Origin of the sequence: Asanoa sp. NPDC049475, from assembly GCF_040676915.1 — a bacterium.
Classification (GTDB): Bacteria; Actinomycetota; Actinomycetes; order Mycobacteriales; family Micromonosporaceae; genus Asanoa.
In genome coordinates this window covers 172,400-189,804 of the sequence record NZ_JBFAPY010000004.1, presented here as the reverse complement: position 1 = coordinate 189,804, position 17,405 = coordinate 172,400, and the positions used below count along the sequence as shown (strand labels likewise).

General features: G+C 71.9%; 21 protein-coding genes. 13 read left to right on the top strand and 8 right to left on the bottom strand.

Annotated elements, in window-relative coordinates:
- Positions 1-61 precede the first annotated feature (61 nt).
- Together AB0J88_RS16390 and AB0J88_RS16385 are read left to right on the top strand one after the other, a co-directional pair.
- Positions 62-1,561, top strand: a complete 1,500-nt coding sequence (locus AB0J88_RS16390; protein WP_364344002.1) for a glycoside hydrolase family 3 protein — start codon at positions 62-64, stop codon at positions 1,559-1,561.
- A gap of 33 nt (positions 1,562-1,594) precedes the next feature.
- Entirely contained in the window at positions 1,595-2,197 is a 603-nt protein-coding gene (locus AB0J88_RS16385) for a helix-turn-helix domain-containing protein (protein ID WP_364344004.1), read from the top strand.
- Here the strand turns inward: AB0J88_RS16385 and AB0J88_RS16380 are convergent.
- Together AB0J88_RS16380 and AB0J88_RS16375 are read right to left on the bottom strand one after the other, a co-directional pair.
- Complete coding sequence (locus AB0J88_RS16380) at positions 2,194-3,354, bottom strand: amidohydrolase family protein (protein WP_364344007.1); 1,161 nt, start codon at positions 3,352-3,354, stop codon at positions 2,194-2,196. The genes AB0J88_RS16385 and AB0J88_RS16380 overlap by 4 nt on opposite strands.
- Before the next feature lie 2 nt (positions 3,355-3,356).
- Complete coding sequence (locus tag AB0J88_RS16375; RefSeq protein WP_364344010.1) at positions 3,357-3,641, bottom strand: GNAT family N-acetyltransferase; 285 nt, start codon at positions 3,639-3,641, stop codon at positions 3,357-3,359.
- Positions 3,642-3,658: 17 nt separating this feature from the next.
- Here AB0J88_RS16375 and AB0J88_RS16370 point away from each other — a divergent pair, with 17 nt between their 5' ends.
- From AB0J88_RS16370 to AB0J88_RS16330, 9 genes are all read left to right on the top strand, one after another.
- Positions 3,659-4,606 carry a phosphotransferase gene (locus AB0J88_RS16370; RefSeq protein ID WP_364344013.1) on the top strand — a complete coding sequence of 316 codons (948 nt, stop codon included), beginning with the start codon at positions 3,659-3,661 and terminating at the stop codon, positions 4,604-4,606.
- Complete coding sequence (locus tag AB0J88_RS16365; protein ID WP_364344016.1) at positions 4,603-4,938, top strand: hypothetical protein; 336 nt, start codon at positions 4,603-4,605, stop codon at positions 4,936-4,938. The genes AB0J88_RS16370 and AB0J88_RS16365 overlap by 4 nt, the downstream gene beginning before the upstream one ends.
- A gap of 40 nt (positions 4,939-4,978) precedes the next feature.
- Entirely contained in the window at positions 4,979-5,800 is an 822-nt protein-coding gene (locus AB0J88_RS16360) for a DUF1206 domain-containing protein (protein ID WP_364344018.1), read from the top strand.
- A gap of 124 nt (positions 5,801-5,924) precedes the next feature.
- Positions 5,925-6,398, top strand: coding sequence for a phage holin family protein (locus AB0J88_RS16355; protein WP_364344021.1), 474 nt, complete (start codon positions 5,925-5,927; stop codon positions 6,396-6,398).
- Positions 6,395-6,739 (top strand): DUF3618 domain-containing protein, encoded by a 345-nt coding sequence (locus tag AB0J88_RS16350; RefSeq protein WP_364344024.1) that lies wholly within the window; start codon positions 6,395-6,397, stop codon positions 6,737-6,739. The genes AB0J88_RS16355 and AB0J88_RS16350 overlap by 4 nt, the downstream gene beginning before the upstream one ends.
- Positions 6,740-6,813: 74 nt before the next feature.
- Positions 6,814-7,086 carry a DUF4235 domain-containing protein gene (locus tag AB0J88_RS16345; protein ID WP_364344027.1) on the top strand — a complete coding sequence of 91 codons (273 nt, stop codon included), beginning with the start codon at positions 6,814-6,816 and terminating at the stop codon, positions 7,084-7,086.
- 36 nt (positions 7,087-7,122) lie between these two features.
- A complete protein-coding gene (locus AB0J88_RS16340; protein WP_364344030.1) occupies positions 7,123-7,815 on the top strand; it encodes an LppX_LprAFG lipoprotein in 693 nt (230 codons plus the stop codon).
- Positions 7,816-7,843: 28 nt separating this feature from the next.
- On the top strand, positions 7,844-9,358 hold the full coding sequence (locus AB0J88_RS16335; RefSeq protein ID WP_364344033.1) for an MFS transporter: 1,515 nt from the start codon (positions 7,844-7,846) through the stop codon (positions 9,356-9,358).
- Between the two features lie 167 nt (positions 9,359-9,525).
- Positions 9,526-9,729 carry a cold-shock protein gene (locus AB0J88_RS16330; RefSeq protein WP_007075740.1) on the top strand — a complete coding sequence of 68 codons (204 nt, stop codon included), beginning with the start codon at positions 9,526-9,528 and terminating at the stop codon, positions 9,727-9,729.
- A 113-nt stretch (positions 9,730-9,842) separates the two neighbouring features.
- On the opposite strand, the gene AB0J88_RS16325 is transcribed toward AB0J88_RS16330, so the two are convergent.
- Both AB0J88_RS16325 and AB0J88_RS16320 read right to left on the bottom strand, forming a co-directional pair.
- Positions 9,843-10,046 (bottom strand): hypothetical protein, encoded by a 204-nt coding sequence (locus AB0J88_RS16325; RefSeq protein WP_364344038.1) that lies wholly within the window; start codon positions 10,044-10,046, stop codon positions 9,843-9,845.
- Between the two features lie 81 nt (positions 10,047-10,127).
- A complete protein-coding gene (locus AB0J88_RS16320; RefSeq protein WP_364344041.1) occupies positions 10,128-11,108 on the bottom strand; it encodes an aldo/keto reductase in 981 nt (326 codons plus the stop codon).
- A gap of 100 nt (positions 11,109-11,208) precedes the next feature.
- Between AB0J88_RS16320 and AB0J88_RS16315 the strand changes: the two genes are divergently transcribed.
- Together AB0J88_RS16315 and AB0J88_RS16310 are read left to right on the top strand one after the other, a co-directional pair.
- On the top strand, positions 11,209-11,994 hold the full coding sequence (locus AB0J88_RS16315; RefSeq protein WP_364344044.1) for a trans-aconitate 2-methyltransferase: 786 nt from the start codon (positions 11,209-11,211) through the stop codon (positions 11,992-11,994).
- Complete coding sequence (locus tag AB0J88_RS16310) at positions 11,991-13,013, top strand: adenosine deaminase (protein ID WP_364344047.1); 1,023 nt, start codon at positions 11,991-11,993, stop codon at positions 13,011-13,013. Before AB0J88_RS16315 ends, AB0J88_RS16310 begins: the two co-directional genes overlap by 4 nt.
- A gap of 206 nt (positions 13,014-13,219) precedes the next feature.
- On the opposite strand, the gene AB0J88_RS16305 is transcribed toward AB0J88_RS16310, so the two are convergent.
- The 4 genes from AB0J88_RS16305 to AB0J88_RS16290 form a co-directional block, all read right to left on the bottom strand.
- Complete coding sequence (locus AB0J88_RS16305) at positions 13,220-13,816, bottom strand: hypothetical protein (protein ID WP_364344050.1); 597 nt, start codon at positions 13,814-13,816, stop codon at positions 13,220-13,222.
- 921 nt (positions 13,817-14,737) lie between these two features.
- Entirely contained in the window at positions 14,738-16,111 is a 1,374-nt protein-coding gene (locus AB0J88_RS16300) for a HAMP domain-containing sensor histidine kinase (protein WP_364344053.1), read from the bottom strand.
- A gap of 29 nt (positions 16,112-16,140) precedes the next feature.
- Complete coding sequence (locus tag AB0J88_RS16295; protein ID WP_089255257.1) at positions 16,141-16,830, bottom strand: response regulator transcription factor; 690 nt, start codon at positions 16,828-16,830, stop codon at positions 16,141-16,143.
- A gap of 91 nt (positions 16,831-16,921) precedes the next feature.
- Positions 16,922-17,326: a nuclear transport factor 2 family protein gene (locus tag AB0J88_RS16290; protein ID WP_364344056.1), complete on the bottom strand. Its 405-nt coding sequence runs from the start codon at positions 17,324-17,326 to the stop codon at positions 16,922-16,924.
- Positions 17,327-17,405 lie beyond the last annotated feature (79 nt).

Genomic DNA, 17,405 nt, shown 5'->3' with positions numbered 1-17,405 from the left:
TTTCCGGAGGCGGTGTGACCATGGCACGGACGGTGATGGCCCAAACGGGGGGTATGCACAGATGACCGAGCCTGGCGGCGAACTGCTGCGGCTGGCCGCGACCGTTCTGCAACCAGGGTTCGTGGGCACCACGCCGCCCGACTGGGTGCGTCGGTGGCTGGGGGAGGGGCTCGGTGGCGTGGCGCTCTTCGCCCGCAACGTCCGCGACCCCGAGCAGATCGCCGCACTGACCGCCGCCCTGCGCGCGGAGCGGGCCGACGTGCTGGTCGCCCTCGACGAGGAGGCCGGCGACGTCACGCGGTTCGAGTCCCGCAGCGGCAGCTCGCGGCCGGGCAACCTGGCCCTCGGCGCGGTCGACGACGTGGCGCTCACCGAGGAGGTCGCCCGCGATCTCGGTCGGGAGCTGGCCGCGGTGGGCATCAACCTCGACTACGCCCCGGACGCCGACGTCAACAACAACCCCGACAACCCGGTGATCGGTGTACGCAGCTTCGGCTCCGACCCGGCGCTCGTCGCCCGGCACACCGGGGCATGGGTGGCGGGGCTGCAGGGCGCCGGGGTGGCCGCCTGCGCGAAGCACTTCCCCGGGCACGGCGACACGGCCGTCGACTCGCACCACGACCTGCCGCACATCCCGCGCGACCGGGCGGGCCTCGACACGGTCGAGCTGCTGCCGTTCCGGTCCGCGATCGCGGCGGGCGTCCAGGCGGTGATGACCGGCCACCTGCTGGTGCCGGCCGTCGACCCGCACGTGCCGGCCACGCTGAGCCGCGCGGTGCTGACCGGACTCCTGCGCGACGAGCTCGGCTTCCAGGGCGCGGTGATCACCGACGCCATGGAGATGCGCGCGGTGGTCGACGGCTTCGGCTTCGAGGGCGGCGTGGTCGCCGCGCTGGCGGCCGGAGCGGACGCGATCTGCGTGGGCGGCGAGCTCGCCGACGAGGAGACCGCGGAGCGGCTGCGCCGGGCGATCGCCGGTGCGGTGGTCGCTGGTCAGCTGGCCGAGGACCGGCTCATCGAGGCCGCGAAGCGGGTCGAGCACCTGGCGGCCTGGGCCGCCACGGCGCGGGCGGGCGCGACGCCGGGCCTCTGGTACGGCACGGGCGGCTCGCCGGTCGGGCTGGCCGCCGCCCGCCGCGCGGTGAGGATCGGTGGCACCGCGCCGACGCTGCCCCTCTCCGGGGCGCCGCACGTGGTCGAGCTGTCGCCGCCGGCGAACATGGCCGCGGGCACGGACACGCCGTGGGGCGTGGCCGCACCGTTGGCGGCGCTGCTGCCGGGCACGACCGCCGTGCGCCTGACCGAGACCGACGGCGCGGAGGCGTCCACAGTGGTCGCGGCCGCGGACGGCCGCCCGCTCGTGCTGGTCGTCCGCGACCTGCACCGGCACGCGTGGATGGGGACCTTGGTGCGGGCGGCGCTGACCCTGCGCCCGGACGCGGTGGTGGTCGAGCTCGGTGTGCCGGCGGCGGTGGTCGGCGCGACGCACCTGGCGACGCACGGCGCGACCCGGTCGAGCGGCCTGGCGGCCGCGGAACTGCTGGCGGGGGTCAGCCACTAGCGGAGTGAGCACTCACTCCGTTAGGGTCGACCCATGACCGAGACGGAGACCCGGCGCCGCGCGCCAGGGATGACCCCGGAGCAGCGCCGCGAGACCGTGGTGCGGGCCGCGTTGCCGCTGGTCGCCGAGCACGGTGCGGCGGTGACCACCGCGCAGATCGCGCGCGCGGCCGGCATCGGCGAGGCGACCATCTTCCGCGTCTTCGACGACAAGCAGGCCGTCCTCGAGGCCGTGGTCGCGGCCGCGCTGGACCCGACCGTCGTCGTCCAGGAGCTCGGGTCGATCCCCCTCGACCAGCCGCTCGCGGTCCGCCTGGTCGACGCGGCCGACGCGCTCGACGCGCATTTCGCCAGGGTCGGCTCGGTGCTCGGCGCCCTGCACGCCACCGGGCACACCGGGCCGCGCCGCGAGCCCGTGCCCGGCGGCGGTCGGGAACGGTCCGTGAGTACCACGTTCGCCGCCATCGCCGAGATCATCGAGCCCGACCGGGAGCGCCTCCGGCTCCCGGTCGAGACGCTCGTCCACGCGTTCCTCGGCCTGCTCTTCCCGGCCCGCGTCGGCGCACCCGCCGGCCCGCGGACGGTCGCCGTCGAGGACCTGGTCGACGTCTTCCTCTACGGCGCGGTCAAGGCCTAACGCACCCGCACGCCGGCGCGGAAGACCGCCCGCACGGCGCGCAGGGCGGTGATGTCGCTCGTCGGGTCGCCGGCCACCGCGAGCAGGTCCGCGTCGTAGCCCGCGGCCACCCGCCCCTTGGTCGCGCCCAAGCCGCACGCCGCCGCCGCGTCGGAGGTCACCGCGCGCAGGGCCGCCGGCGGTGGGTCGCCGAAGAGCAGGAACATCTCTGCGGCGTACGGGAGCACGTCATGCGGTTTCGACGGCCCGATGCCGGCGTCACTGGTGACGATCATCTGGACGCCGGCGTCGCGCTGCGCCGTGAAGATCTCGGTCAGCGTCGCGGAGATCGCCGCCGTGCTCGCCGGCACCGGCTCGCCGGGCAGGTAGCCCAGCGTGGCCGACACGACCGTGCCGCTCGCCGCCAGCTTGCCGATCACGTCGTGGTCGGGCGCGGCACCCGACGCGGTCAGGAACGAGCCGTGCTCGATCGTGTCGAAACCCGCGTCGATCGCCGCCGCGATGGCCTCCGCGCTGTGCGCGTGCGCGGCGGCCGGCAACCCGTGCCGGTGTGCCTCCTCCACGGCCGCGGACAGCGCTGCCTGGTCGATCTGGAGCAGGTGCGGCTTGGTGCCCGGGGTGATCTCGCCGCCGGTGGCCAGCACCTTGATCACGTCCACGCCGTGCTCGGCGCGCGCGGCCACGGCCGCCCGGATGCCGTCAACCCCGGAGGTCTCGCCGCCGAGCCACCAGCAGTGGCCGCGCGGGCTGGTGATCGGCGGGCCGGCCGACAGCACCTGCGGGCCGGTGTGCGGCGCCCGGTCGAACTCGGCGCGCAGGCGCCGCGCCACGTAGCCGCGGTCGCCCAGATCCCGGACCGTGGTGATGCCGGCGTGCAGGGCTCGCACGGCCGCCACCCGGGCACCGCGCAGCAACTCGTCGTCGTCGACCGCGCGCAGCCGCCCGACCGGGTCCGGCCCGGCGTCGAACACGAGGTGGGTGTGCGCGTCGACGAGGCCGGGCAGCAGCGTCACGTTGCCCAGGTCGAGCACTTCGGCACCGGAGGGCGGGGTCCCACCGGCGGTCACGCCGGCCACGATGCCGTCCTCGACGTACACGATCGGGTCTGTGGTGGTGCCGGTCCCGTCGAACAGTCGGGCGGCGCGGATGGCCAGCATGGTCATTCGGTGGCCAGCAGGTCCTGGTATTCCGGGTGCTTGTCGATGTAACCGGCGATGAACGGGCACTGCGCGTAGACCCGCAACCCGCGCGAGCGGGACTCGTCCAGCGCCGCGCGGGCCAGCTTGCTGCCCAGGCCCTTGCCCTCGAAGCGCGGGTCGATCTCGGTGTGCGTGAAGGTGATCGCGCCCTCGCGCAGGCGGTACGCCGAGAAGCCGGCTGCCTCGCCGTCCGCGGTGAGCTCGAAACGGTGTTTGTCGGAGTTGTCCTTGACCTCGGTTTCCACGTCTACAGTTCTACCTCGTGATCCGCCCGCTGCGATCTCTGCTCGCCCCCGACGCCGTCGCGGCGCTCGTGTCCGGCGCCTACGACCTGCCGGTCGACGGCGCGGTACTGCTGCGCACCCTGGTCAACGACGTCTACCGCGTGGACACCGGCCGGGGTCCGCTGGTGCTCAAGATCTACCGCCGGGGCGCGACGGGAGCCGACTGGGAGGCGCTGCTCGCGGACCACGTCGCCGAGCGCGGCGTGCCGACGGTCCGGGCGGTGCCGCTGACCGACGGAACCCGCGCGGGTACGCACGACGCGCCCGAGGGGGAGCGGACCTTCGTGCTGTGGGAGTGGGCACCCGGCGCACTGCCCGGCGCCTCGATCGGCGACCGCGTGGCCGGCGACTTCGGGTGGACCGTCGCCGCGTTCCACGAAGCGACGGACGCGAGCGCGGAACCGCCCCCGGCCACGCGCCGTCGCGACCTGGCGGCGCTCGGCCCGATCGTGGAACGGCTCAGGACCGTGCTCGAGCCCGACGACCGCGAGCTGGTCGACCTGCTCGCCGCCGCGCTTCCGGACCGGCTCGGCAGGGAGGACCTCGATCGGGGGATCTGCCACGGCGACGTCTCGCTCGACAACCTCCACGTCGACGGCGACCGGCTGGTCCTCTACGACCTCGACCTGGCCGCGCAGGACTGGCGGGCCGCCGACCTGACCGGGGTCGCCACGACGCCGTGGTGGCCGGCGTTCCTCGCGGGCTACCGCACGGTGCGCCCGTTCGGCGCCGCCGACCTCGCCGCGCTGCCCTGGCTCACCGTGCGCGGGCTCATCACCAACCTGCACTTCCACCTGGTCGACAAGCCCACGTTCCGCGGCACCGACTCGATCGGCGAAGGCTGGGCCGACCGGGAGCTGCGAGCCCTGCGCGCGGCGGCGGGCCGGCTCCTGGGTGGACACCGGTCCGTACCCTTGGGCGGGTGAATACGCGACGAACGACCGTGAGCCTTCTCGCGGCGCTCGCCCTTGGCGGCGCCCTTCTCGCCGGCTGCAGCTCCGAAGGAGCATCCACCAACTGCGGCCTCGACCAGTGCACCGTCACCTTTGACCGGGGTGTCCAGGGCAACGCCAGCATCCTCGGTGTGGAGGCCAAGTTCGTGCAGGCCGACGCGAACACCGTCACCCTCGAGGTGGCCGGCGAGCAGATCTCGCTGAGCACCGGCGGCCAGGCGGTCGACGTGGGCGGCCTGCAGGTCTCCCTCTCGTCCATCACCGACAACGAGGTTTCCGTCCAGATCGCCCGCAACCCCGGCTGAGGAGTTTGAGAGGCTGGCATGGCGGGGCACATTGACCGCCATGTCAGCAGTCACTCGCGCAGAGTCAACCGCGTCCCGGGCCGCGAACAGCCCGGCCCTCGAAGCACTCACCCGAGCCGGGTTCATCGGGTACGGGATCGTCCACCTGCTGTTCGCATGGTTGGCGCTGCAGATCGCGTTCGGGAAGCCCGCCGCCGAAGGCGACCAGTCCGGCGCGCTGATGACGCTCGCGGAGCAGCCGCTGGGCAAGTTCCTCGTGATCGCGATCGCGGTCGGCCTGCTCGCGATGGCGATCTGGCAGCTCTCCGAGGCGCTGATCGGCCACAACGACGAGCAGGGCAAGCGACGCGTGTTCGAGCGGATCGCCTCCGCGTTCCGCACGATCGTGTACGCCTACTTCGCGTACACCGCCTGGAATGTGTTCCAGGGCAAGCCCACCTCCGCGGCCGACAGCCAGCAGCAGAAGACGCAGGACCTGCTGTCCAGCGGCGGCGGTCGGGCCGTGGTGATCATCGCCGGACTGGCCCTGGCCGGCCTCGGCATCGGGCTCGTCGTCTACGGGGTGAAGAAGGCGTTCGCCCGGCACCTCAAGACCGGCCAGATGTCGCCGAAGACCCGCAAGCTCGCCATGCGTCTCGGCATGGCCGGTTACAGCGCCAAGGGTGTGGCGTACGGGATCGCCGGCGTGCTCTTCGTCGTCGCCGCGGCCACCTACGACCCGGAGAAGGCGCGCGGGCTCGACGCGGCGCTGGAAACCCTCCGCGGCCAGGCGTACGGCGCTATCCTGCTGACGCTGATGGCCATCGGAATTGCCGCTTTTGCGCTGTTCTGCTTCTTGCAGTCGAAGTACCGCAAGGTCTGAGACACTGATCATGGCGATATGTCCGTTCCGCGGGGTATCCGCCATGCACTCGTGACACGCTCCGGACACGAGGATTGACCGGTGCGAGCACAGGGCATACGTAAGAAGCGTGAGAGGAGGCCCGATGGTCGACGCCCGCAACGCCGCCGCACCGCCCCGTGCCGACGCCGATCCGTCGACGTCAGAGCTGGTGCAGCGTGCCACCGAGCAGGTTTCCCGGTTGGTCCGCGACGAGCTCGCCCTGGCCAAGGCCGAGCTGACGCAGAAGGGCAAGCATGCCGGCATCGGCATCGGGCTCTTCGGCGGCGCCGGTGGCCTGGCCTTCTTCGGCATCGCGGTGCTGATCGCCACCGCCGTGATCGCCATCGACATCGCGCTGCCGCTCTGGCTGTCCGCGCTGATCGTCGGTGTGTTCCTGCTGATTCTCGCCGGCTTGTTCGCGCTCGTCGGCAAGGGCCAGGTGAAGCGGGCGGTGCCGCCGGTGCCGACCGACGTCACCGAGGGGCTCAAGGCCGACGTGCAGACCGTCAAGGACGGCTTCCGCGGCAATGGCCACAAGAACGGCCAGGGCCGCATCTCAGGGGGTGCGGGGCGATGACAGCATCGAACGGCCATGGCCATGGCAACGGCAGCACGTCGTCCGATCCGGCCGTCCTGCGCGCGGAGATCCGCCGCACGCGGGCCGAGCTCGGTGAGACGGTCCAGCTGCTGGCGGCCAAGGCCGACGTCAAGGCGCGGATGAAGAGCTCGGCCAGCCAGGCCCGCGACCGCTTCCGCGCCAAGGCGAGCACGGCCGCGTTCCGGATGAGCAGCAACGGCGGCCGGCCAGGGGGCCAGGCAGCGCTGCGCCCGAATCCGGTGCCGGTAGCAACGCTGATCGGCGTCGCCGCGAGTGCCGTGGCTGTCATTCTGTTGGTGATGCGTAGACGCCGTCGCTAGGCGGCGTTCGGGATTGCGTGGCCGCCGGCGTCAGCGCGCGCCAGCGCGCCGCAGGTTCTACGGGGGGAACCGAAGTGGCCAAGCGAATCAGCAAGGCGAACTACAAGCCGGTCGGCATCGTGCTCGGGCTCGCGGCCGGCACGCTGTCCGGGATGGTGTTCCAGCGGATCTGGGCGATGACGATGCACGGCGACGCGCCCCACCCGATCGACGAGGACCGCGGCTGGGGCGAGGTCCTGCTCGCCGCCGCGCTCCAGGGTGCGATCGTCGCCGTCATCCGAGCCTCGATCGACCGGGCGGGTGCCACCGGCGTCCGGAAGTTCACCGGGCACTGGCCGCACGACTAGCGGGGACGGCCGCACCGGGATGAGTAGCATCCCGGTATGCGCCCTCCCCGTACATTCATCATCGCCGTCCTCTTGACCGCGCTGGCCTCGTTGGCCGCGTGCGGCGACGACGGTGACGCCGCCGGCGACCCGAGTCTGCCGCAGGCCTCGACCCTGCTCGCGAACGCCGCCACGCAGATGCGCACGGTCACCTCGGCCGCGTTCGACATCACGACCGAGGGCGACACCGGCGCCCTGCCGATCCGGTCGGCCAAGGGCGCGATCGACGACACCGGCACCGCGCAGGGCACCGCCACGATCGAGCAGGTCGGCATGCCGATCGAGCTGTCCTTCGTGGCCAAGGACGACTACCTCTACGTCAAGGGGCTGACCGCCGGCTGGCAGAAGCTGCCGCTGGCCCAGGCCGCGATGGTCTACGACCCGACCGCCATCCTCAACCCGGACAAGGGGATCGGCGCGGTGCTCGCGACCGCCGAGGGCAACACCAAGGGCCGCGAGACCCTCGACGGAGTCGAGCACTACGTGGTCGACGCGACCTTCAAGGGCTCCGCGATGGCCGGCCTCGTGCCGGGAGTCAGCGGCGACGTTACGGGCACGGTCTGGATCGGCGTCGACAAGCCGCTGGTCAACCAGCTCCGGTTCGCCGTGCCGGGTGAGGGCAAGGGCACCGTTCTGATCAAGTTCGCCGACTTCGGGAAACCGGTCAATGTCGACGTTCCCGCGGTCTAGGAGTCGCCTCGCCCTCTCCGCGGGCGGGGTGGCGGTGTTGCTCGCGGCGCTCGACGCGTACGTCGTCGTGACGATCCTGGTCGAGATCATGAAGGACCTCGACGTGCCGGTGAACCGGCTCGAGCGGATCACGCCGGTGGTCACCTGCTACCTGCTGGGCTACGTCGCCGGCATGCCGCTGCTCGGCCGCCTGTCGGACCGTTACGGCCGGCGTCTGGTGATCCAGGTCTGCCTGGCCGGCTTCGCGGTCGGTTCGCTGGTCGCCGCGCTCGCGCCGGGCCTGACCGTGCTGGCGATCGGCCGCGCGGTGCAGGGGCTGGCCGGGGGTGCGCTGCTGCCGGTGACCATGGCGCTGGCCGCCGACCTGGTGGTCCGGCAGCGCCCGTTGGCCCTCGGCCTGGTCGGTGCCGCCCAGGAGCTCGGCAGCGTGCTGGGGCCGCTCTACGGCGCCGTCATCGCCGCGGTCGCCGGTTGGCGCGGGGTCTTCTGGATCAACCTGCCGCTGGCCGCGCTCGTGGCGCTCGCGGTGCACTTCGGCCTGCCGGGCAGGTCCGCGGAGCGGCGCGAGCGCCAACCGGTCGACGTGGTCGGCGGCCTGCTGCTGGCGCTCGCACTGGGCCTGCTGGTGGTGGCGCTCTACAACCCCGACCCGGACCAGGGCGTGCTGCCGAGCTGGGGCTGGCCGACGCTCGGCGGGGTGGCGTTGGTGGTCCTCGCGTTCGTCGCGTGGGAGTCCCGGGCGCGCACCCGGCTGCTCGATCCCGACGGCGCGCGCCTGCGTCCGTTCACGGCGGCGCTCGTGGCCAACCTGCTGGCCGGTGCCGCGCTGATGGTCACGCTGGTCGACGTCCAACTGCTGGCACAGACCGCGCTCGGCCGCGACGGGCTCGACGGCGCGCTGGTGCTCACCCGCTTCCTGATCGCGCTTCCGGTCGGTGCGGTGCTGGGCGGGTTGCTCACCCGGCGGCTCGGCGAGCGCCTCGTGACCTCCGGCGGGCTCGCGCTCGCGGCGGTGGCGTACCTGTTGATCGCGAACTGGCCCGCGGACCTCGCGGCCGCCAGGATCGGCCCGCTGCCACGGATGGACACCGACCTCGTGCTCGCCGGGTTGGGGCTCGGATTGGTCATCGCGCCGTTGTCGGCGGCGGTCCTTCGCGCGGTGCCCAGTGCGCAACACGGAATCGCCTCGGCCGCCGCGGTCGTCGCCCGTACCGTCGGCATGCTGGTCGGGATCGCCGCCTTGACCGGGTGGGGGCTGCACCGTTTCCAGGAGCTGACCAGCGACCTCGTGCCGCCGCTCGGGTTCGGTGTGGACGCTGCGACCCAGGCGCGGCGGTTGGCCGAGTACCAAAAAGCGGTCGGAGAGGCGTTACGTCAGGAGTATCGCGAGATTTTCCTGGCCACGGCCGTGTTGTGTGGAATCGGGGCGCTCGTGGCCCTAGCGCTCGCGGGGCGAGACGTCGATGCCCGTAGCCCGGATGTGGCCATTCCGGTATCGAACTCCGACGCCGCAGATCACATGTCGGAGAAATTCGTCGGGTAGGCTATGCGGAGTTTTTCGGTACGTGGTTTGCTGTTCCCCGCTGTTGATGAGACATCGGGGTTGAGAGACCTCCTTCGTTGAGATGGAGGCCGACTCAGGCGCCGCTGCTCGAAAACGGCCAACCGGCCGCACGGCGTTCGGCCGCCAGTTTCGACAAGGAGATACACATGGCGCAGGGAACCGTGAAGTGGTTCAACGCAGACAAGGGCTTCGGCTTCATCACCGTTGACGGCGGGGGTGCTGACGTGTTCGTCCACTTCTCGGCCATCCAGACCAGCGGCTACCGCACGCTGGAGGAGAACCAGCGGGTGGAGTTCGAGATCGCGCAGGGCCAGAAGGGTCCGCAGGCCGAGCAGGTCCGCCCCATCTGACGTTTCCCGATACAGACGTAGCGCCGGCCATGCGCCGGCCGAGTGAGCGACCCGTTCGCACGGGTCGGTGGTGAGCCCCGCATCCTGCCCTGTATGCGGGGCTCAACGCTGTTCTACCGCCGCTTCGCCCGGGTGCGGGCGCGCAGTCCGACCACCAGCACCGCGAGGCCGGCCGCGGCGACGATCGGGCCGACGATCGCCCAGACGTCGTCGCCCGACATCACGCTGCCCCGCAGGGTGCCGAGGCCCTGCAGCGTCCACACCAAACCGACGACGACGGCCAACAGGCCAAGCGTCAGCCGCAACCACCCGGTCATGACGGGTCCCCGCTCCGTGGTGACCCGCCCTGCCCGGGCGGGCTCTGTCGATGATGCCCTCGCCAAGGCTCGGTCATGCGATCACCACCGGTCGTGGACAGCCGGCCGGATGAGCTCGTCATAGGTTTCTCGTACGCCGGCCAGGGCCTCCGGGCTCAGCGGCGCCAGGTCGGCGGTGGCCAGGTTGCCGCGGGCCTGCTCAGGGCCCCGGGCGCCGGGGATCACAACGGTCATGCCCGGCTGGTCGATCACCCAGCGGAGGGCGAACTGGGCCATGGTCATGCCGGCCGGCACGTATTGCTTGAGCCGCTCGACAGCGCGCAGGCCGGTCTCGTAGTCGACGCCCGAGAACGTCTCGCCGACGTCGAACGACTCGCCGTGGCGGTTGTAGTTGCGGTGGTCGTCGGCCGCGAACGTGGTCTCGGCGGTGTAGCGGCCGGAGAGCAGCCCGCTGGCCAGCGGGACCCGGGCGATGATGCCGACGCCGGCGTCTTTCGCCGCTGGGAGCACCGCGTCGAGCGGCTTGAGCCGGAACGCGTTCAGGATGATCTGCACGCTGGCCACGTTGGGCCGGGCGATCGCGGTGAGCGCCTGGTCGACGGTCTCCACGCTGACGCCGTACGCGGCGATGGCGCCGTTGTCGACCAGTGCGTCGAGCGCGTCGAAGATCTCGTCGTCGTGGAAGACGGCGGTCGGCGGGCAGTGGAGCTGCACCAGGTCGAGCCGGTCGACGCCGAGGTTGGCCCGCGACCGGTCGGTCCAGGCCTTGAAGTTGGCGGCGGTGTAGTTGGCATGCTCCTGCGGGACCCGCCGCCCCATCTTGGTGGCCACCATGATCTGTTCCGGTCGCCGGCGCAGGAACTGCCCGATGAGCTGCTCGCTGCGGCCGTCGCCGTAGACGTCGGCGGTGTCGATGAAGGTGGTGCCCGCGTCGACAGCGGCGTCGAGGGTCGCGAGCGCGTCGTCGGCGCTCACCTCGCCCCAGTCGGCGCCGAGCTGCCAGGCGCCCAGGCCCACAACGGACACGTCGCGGCCGATCCGGCCGAACTCGCGGTACTCCACGGGGGAACCCTATCTGGAACGTTTAAAGGGCCTTGCCGGCGGTCCCGGTGTGTGCTTGTCTTCAACAAGACGGACGTACGGTTTGGAAAGGTGGCAGCTCATGTGGGACCCCGCCGTTTACGGTCGGTTCGGTGACGAACGCTCGCGTCCGTTCCACGAGCTGGTCGCCCGAATCCCCGCCGAGGCGCCGCGCCAGGTCGTCGACCTGGGGTGCGGTCCCGGCACGCTGACCGCGACGTTGGCCGCCCGTTGGCCGTCCGCGCTGGTGCGGGGGATCGACTCGTCGGCTTCGATGATCTCGTCGGCCCAGGCCCTCGGTGCGCCGGTCGACTTCGCCGTCGGTGACCTGCGGGAGTTCATGCCCTCGCCCGGCGTCGACGTGCTCGTCTCCAACGCCGCCCTGCAGTGGGTGCCGGACCACGAGGCGCTCCTGCACCGCTGGGTCGCCGCGCTGCCGGCCGGCGCGTGGCTGGCCTTCCAGGTGCCCGGCAACTTCTCGTCGCCGGCCCACGACGCGGTCTACGAGCTGGCCGGCTCGCCGCGTTGGCAGCCCGTGTTGGCCGGGGTCGCGCGACGGATGGCTGTGCCGACCGCCACTGACTACGCGGCCTCCCTGGCCTCGGCCTGCGCGGTCGACGCCTGGGAAACTACCTACGTGCACCTGCTCCCCGGCAACTCCGCCGACCACCCGGTGCTCGCCTGGCTGGAAGGCACGGCGCTGCGCCCGATCAGGGCGGCGTTCGGTGCCGACGAGGCCGGCTGGGCCGCCTACCGGGCCGAGCTGGGTGAGCGGCTGGCGGCGGCCTATCCGATCCGCCACGACCGCGCCTTCTTCCCCTTCCGCCGCGTCTTCGTGGTGGCGCACGTTCAAGGAGCACTCTCTTGACCGACCTAGCCGAGTTCATCGCCGGCCTGCCCAAGGTCGAGCTGCACGTTCACCACGTGGGCTCGGCCTCGCCGCGGATCGTGTCCGAGCTGGCCGCCCGGCACGCCGGCAGCACCCCGGTGCCGACCGACCTCGACGCCCTGGCCTCGTACTTCGAGTTCCGCGACTTCCGGCACTTCATCGAGGTCTACCTGTCGGTGGTCGACCTGATCCGCGAGCCGGAGGACGTCCGGATCCTGACGTACGAGGTGGCCCGTGAGCTGGCCCGCCAACAGGTCCGCTACGCCGAGCTGACCGTGACGCCGTACTCGTCGGTCCGCCGCGGCATGCCGGCCCCGGAGTTCTGCGGTGCCATCGAGGACGCGCGCCTGGCCGCCGAGAAGGAGCTCGGCATCGTGCTGCGCTGGTGCTTCGACATCCCCGGCGAGGCCGGGCTGGAGGCCGCGGAGGAGACGCTGCGGATCGCCCTCGACGAGCGCCCCGACGGCCTGGTCTCGTTCGGGCTCGGCGGCCCCGAGGTGGGCGTGCCGCGTCCGCAGTTCAAGCCGTACTTCGAGAAGGCGCGGGCGGCCGGCCTGCACCTGGTGCCGCACGCCGGCGAGACGACCGGCCCCGAGACGATCTGGGACGCGATCCGCGAGCTGGGCGCCGAGCGCGTCGGCCACGGCATTTCCGCAGCTCAGGACCCATCCTTGATGGCCTACCTGGCCGGGGAGGGCATCCCACTGGAGATCAGCCCGACGTCGAACGTCCGGACCCGCGCGGTGGCCTCGCTGGACGAGCATCCGTTGCCGACCCTGGTCGCCGCCGGCGTCCCGGTCAACATCAACTCGGACGACCCGCCGATGTTCGGGACGACCCTCAACGACGAGTACGCGGTCGCCGCCCGTCTGCTCGACCTGGACGCGGCCGGTGTCGCCCGGCTCGCCGTCGCCGCGGTGGAGGCGTCTTTCCTCCCGGCCGGGGAGAAGACCCGAATCACCGAGGAAATCACCGCGTACGCCCGTTCGACGGTTTAACGGGTACGCAGCGGGCAGGTCAATGTGTCGACCTGCCCGCGGTGGATGCGGAAGTGGAGTTCCCGTTCCGCGGGTCGCTCAGCCGAAAATTGTTTTCGCGCCTGCCTTTCGGCATTCAACATCAACAAGGCTTGGCGCATTTGCGTGTATGGCAAAGGTTTACGGAAATGGTCGGAGGACCGCGCCGCCCGGGTCCGGCCGAGCATTTACTTCCGTGCGGTCGCTTTCTGCTTGCGCTGCGGCGCGGGGGTAGCGTCGCGCTCCGACTGGCGCCGGCCGCGGAGCTTGAGCGCGAGCACCGCGCAGACGAGGCCACCGACGGCGGCGACCGCGATCAGCACCCACGCCATGCCGTTGCCGCCACCGTCGCCCTCGCCCGCGGGCGCCGAGGCGGCGAGCGGCGTCGGCGCGTCGCAGTTGGTCTGCTGGGTGTTGTTGCCGGTGCCGACCTGGAACGAGGCGTTGCAGGTGCGGGCGATCGGCGGACCGAACTCGACGGTGACGGCCCACTCGCCGGCCGGCAGGGTGCTCATGTAGACCAAGGTGCCGGGCGCCGAGGACTGGACCATCTTGGCCGGGGCGACGGTCGAGCCGTCGGCCTCCTTCGCGGTCAGCGTCGCGTCGACGAACCCGTCGGCCGGGTGCCCGTCCTCGTAGGTCACGCTGACCCACACCGACCCCTTGCCGTCATGGTTCACCGTGATCTTCGCGCCCCCGTGCGCGGAGGCCGGCGACGACCAGGCCAACAGAGCGATGAGGGCGGCGATCAGCAGGCCGGCGGCGCGGCGGAGGGTCAGCTTCACCGCGCCAGTATCGCCGCCGGTCGATCGTTTCCGGAAGAGCCGCCGGCGAACGGTCCTATGAATCGTCCCGGCTCCAGGGCCTTGCCCGGGAGTCTTGCCCGGCGCCGCGGATTCGGCCTTCGCCCGGTTCTGGCCCGGGCGTTGCCCGGACATTGGCCTCCGCGCGGTTGGCCGTCGCCCGGTTCTGGCCCGGGCGTTGCCCGGACATTGGCCTCCGCGCGGTTGGCCGTCGCCCGGTTCTGGCCGGGGCGTTGCCCGGACATTGGCCTCCGCGCGGTTGGCCGTCGCCCGGTTCTGGCCCGGGCGTTGCCCGGACATTGGCCTCCGCGCACCCGGCCGTCGCTCGGATGTGGCTGGGCGCCGGCGATGGCGTTGCCCGGACCTGGCCTCCCGGCGCTTAGCCTTCGCCAAGTCCGCGGGCCTCCCGCGGACGGCTCCTGATCAGCGGGCGACCCTGGACGGGTCAGTCCTATCGACCGACGACAGAGATCAGCATCCGTTCGTCCTGGCTGTGCGTGGAGGTCGGTGGCTGGCTCGGACCGCGGTGGCGGGTTGGTCGCTGTGGGGCTGCGGCGGGGTGTGTCGTGACTCGGGAGATTGTTGGCGGTGCGGGCCGTGATCGGGTGTGGCTGGTCTGGTCTCGGACGGGTGTGGGCGGTGATCGGGTGTGGCTGGTCTGGTCCTGGGACAGCGTGTCGACCAGATCTGGCGCACCCGATCAACGTTTCGGGTCTGGATCTTCCAGATAGCTCTCACACGATCACGGCCCAGCGCTTACGGCCCACGGCCCACGGCCCGCTGCCCGCTGCCAACGGGCAACGGGCAACGGGCAGGACTGAACGACTATCGGCCACGGCCAACAGCCCACCCCCCCATGGGCCGCAGCGGGCCTTCAACGCCGGGCCGTTACGACTTAATCGTCTAGTCGTCGTCCGGGCGGCGGCGTTGGCGGCGGCGGGCGGCGGGTTCGCGGGCCAGGCGGCCGACCAGGCCGAAGCGGCTGACCTGCTTCACCGGGGCGTCCGGGTCGCGCAGCAGCATCACCACGCTCGCGCCACCAAGCTGGGCCTGGTCGATGCTGACCGAGCCGTGTGCCGTCAGGGTGACCCGCTTCGCGATGTCGAGGCCCAGGCCGGTGGAGCCCCGGTCGCTGGCGCCTCGGCGCAGCGCGCGCTCCGGGTTGGCGATGCCCGGGCCGGCGTCGTCGACCCGGACCGCCACGTAGCCGTCGCGGCGGGAGATCGCCACCTCGAACGCGGTGGCCTGTGGCGTGTAGCGGAACACGTTGCCGATCACCGCGTCGAGGGCCGCGGCGAGCTCTGCCCTCGGCACCGGCACCTGGATGCGGGTGTGCGCACCGACCACCCGGTGCGGGCGGTTCTGGTCGTCGGCGAGCTGCGACCAGAAGACCATCCGCTCGCGGACCACCTCGCTCGCGTCGCAGCTGCCGGGGCCGGCGTCCTGCGAGATGGTCTTGCGGGTGGTCTTGATCAGGACGTCGATCTCGCCCTCGAGCGTGACGATCGCCTGCCGGATCCGGCGGATCGTGCGCCGGCGGTCGAGCTCGGCCTCGCTGAACGAGCCGATGCTGGTGTCGTCGGAGTCCAGGGCGTCGGCGTCGAGGCGCAAGACCGTCAGCGGCGTACGCAGGCGGTGTGAAAGATCCGCGACCAGCTCGAACTCGTCGGTGCGGGTGACGCTGAGCCGCTCGGCCATCCGGTTGAACGCGAAACCGGCCTCCACCAGCTCGCGTGGCCCGCTCGGCTTGACCCGGGTCAGCAGGTCGCCGTCGCCGAGGCCGACCGCGGCCGCGGCCAGCTCGCGTGCCGCGCTGACCGCCCGGCCGGCCAGCCGGTCGACCACGATCACGGTGACCACGACCAGGGCGAGCGCGATGCCGAAGAGCAGCAGCCAGGTCTGCCCGGAACCACCCGACAGCACCGGGTCGGCGACGAACACCTCGATCACCGCGATTCGGTTGCCGACCCGCACCGGTTCCAGCCGCAGCGCGCCGCCGTCGACGTCGACCACCACCGGCTCGATGCCGGCCGAGGCACGCTCGATGTCGACCCCCGCGGCCCGCGACTTGGCGCCGGCCTCGATGCCGTGCACGTGGATGTCGCCGCCGGCCGCCTCGATCGCGACGCCGAGCTGTGCCGGGTCGGTGGTCACCGCGAGCGCCCCGGCAACGATCCCGCTGCGCCGGGCAGCGTCGGAGAGCGCGTCCTCCCGGTTGTCCTTCTGGACGGCGATGCCCAGGGGGATGAGGAACGCGAGCGCGACGATCGTCGTCATGCCGGCCGCCAACGCGGCCAGCGTAGGCCTCAGTCGGGGGCTACCAGGCGGAAGCCGACCCCCCGCACGGTGCGCAGGTAGCGGGGCTTCGCCGCGGACTCGCCCAGCTTGCGGCGTAACCAGTACAGGTGAACGTCGATCGTCTGATCCTCGCCGACGGACGGCTGGCGCCATACCTCCTCCAACAACTCCCGGCGGGAGACTACCCGGCCCGGGCGTGCCGCGAGGTAGGCCAACAGGTCGAACTCTTTGCGGGTCAGCGCGAGCGCCTCGCCGTCGAGCATGGCGCTGCGCTCGCCGACGTCGACGCGCAGGCCGCCGACCTCGTGGACCGCGGGGGCCACGGTGCGGCTGGCCCGGCCGACCCGGCGCAGGACAGTGGTGATGCGGGCGTCGAGATGGGCGCCCGTGAACGGTTTGACCATGTAGTCGTCGGCACCGGCGCGCAGCAGGCGGACGATGCCCTGCTCGTCGTCGCGTGCGGTGGCGATGATGATCGGGACATCGGTGATGCCGCGGAGCATGCGCAGCGCGTCGGCGCCGTCGAGGTCGGGCAGACCGAGGTCGAGCACGACGAGGTCGGGCGTCTCGGCCGCGACCCGGCGCAGGGCGTCGAGGGCGGTGCCGACCGCGTGGACCGCATGCCCGCGATCGGCAAGGGACCGCAGCATGGCGCCGCGTACGACGTGGTCGTCTTCGACCAGGAGGACCGTGGCCACGTGAAGAACCTACTGCCCTTGGCAAGTCGGTGAACGCCCGCACTGTCCGTCAACTGACACGGTCCGTCCGAAACATCCGCCTTAAACCGTCTTATTCGGACATAGCCGTCTGGTCCGGCGGCGAGAACGGCCATTCCTCGTATTCTCGGCATCTCCCGTCGGTGGCGAACCGCAGGACCCACAGGTCGCGGTACTCGTGCGGCCGTGGCTGCGCGTAGCGCACCTCGACCCTGGCAACCGCGGTGTCACCGTCGACCGCGACGATCTCGCTCGCCATCGTGAACGGCTCGTCCGCGCCCTCGCGCTTCCGCTCCCACATCCGCCCGATCGCCGGCAGGCCCAGGACCGGTTCCTCGTACGGGCCGTCGGAGTAACGGGCGTCCTCGGTGAAGATCTCGGCCAGCGCGTCGGTGCCGGGCGTGCGCCAGACCCGCTCGTAGGCCTCGAGCCAGTCGGACACCCTGTCCCGGTCGGTGGTCGCCGCTGCTACGTCCATGCCAGGTCTATTGCCCAGAAAAGGGCACCTTGCTAACGCCGCGCGTCAACAAGGTGCCCTTCCTTCGTCGGGGGAGCGG

Coding starts and splice junctions, on each gene's coding strand:
- AB0J88_RS16390 (WP_364344002.1), top strand. CDS start 62: ATGACCGAGCCTGGCGGCGAACTGCTGCGGCTGGCCGCGACCGTTCTG.
- AB0J88_RS16350 (WP_364344024.1), top strand. CDS start 6,395: ATGACAGCATCGAACGGCCATGGCCATGGCAACGGCAGCACGTCGTCC.
- AB0J88_RS16330 (WP_007075740.1), top strand. CDS start 9,526: ATGGCGCAGGGAACCGTGAAGTGGTTCAACGCAGACAAGGGCTTCGGC.
- AB0J88_RS16325 (WP_364344038.1), bottom strand. CDS start 10,046: ATGACCGGGTGGTTGCGGCTGACGCTTGGCCTGTTGGCCGTCGTCGTC.
- AB0J88_RS16290 (WP_364344056.1), bottom strand. CDS start 17,326: ATGGACGTAGCAGCGGCGACCACCGACCGGGACAGGGTGTCCGACTGG.
- AB0J88_RS16300 (WP_364344053.1), bottom strand. CDS start 16,111: ATGACGACGATCGTCGCGCTCGCGTTCCTCATCCCCCTGGGCATCGCC.
- AB0J88_RS16315 (WP_364344044.1), top strand. CDS start 11,209: ATGTGGGACCCCGCCGTTTACGGTCGGTTCGGTGACGAACGCTCGCGT.
- AB0J88_RS16380 (WP_364344007.1), bottom strand. CDS start 3,354: ATGCTGGCCATCCGCGCCGCCCGACTGTTCGACGGGACCGGCACCACC.
- AB0J88_RS16355 (WP_364344021.1), top strand. CDS start 5,925: ATGGTCGACGCCCGCAACGCCGCCGCACCGCCCCGTGCCGACGCCGAT.
- AB0J88_RS16360 (WP_364344018.1), top strand. CDS start 4,979: ATGTCAGCAGTCACTCGCGCAGAGTCAACCGCGTCCCGGGCCGCGAAC.
- AB0J88_RS16385 (WP_364344004.1), top strand. CDS start 1,595: ATGACCGAGACGGAGACCCGGCGCCGCGCGCCAGGGATGACCCCGGAG.
- AB0J88_RS16340 (WP_364344030.1), top strand. CDS start 7,123: ATGCGCCCTCCCCGTACATTCATCATCGCCGTCCTCTTGACCGCGCTG.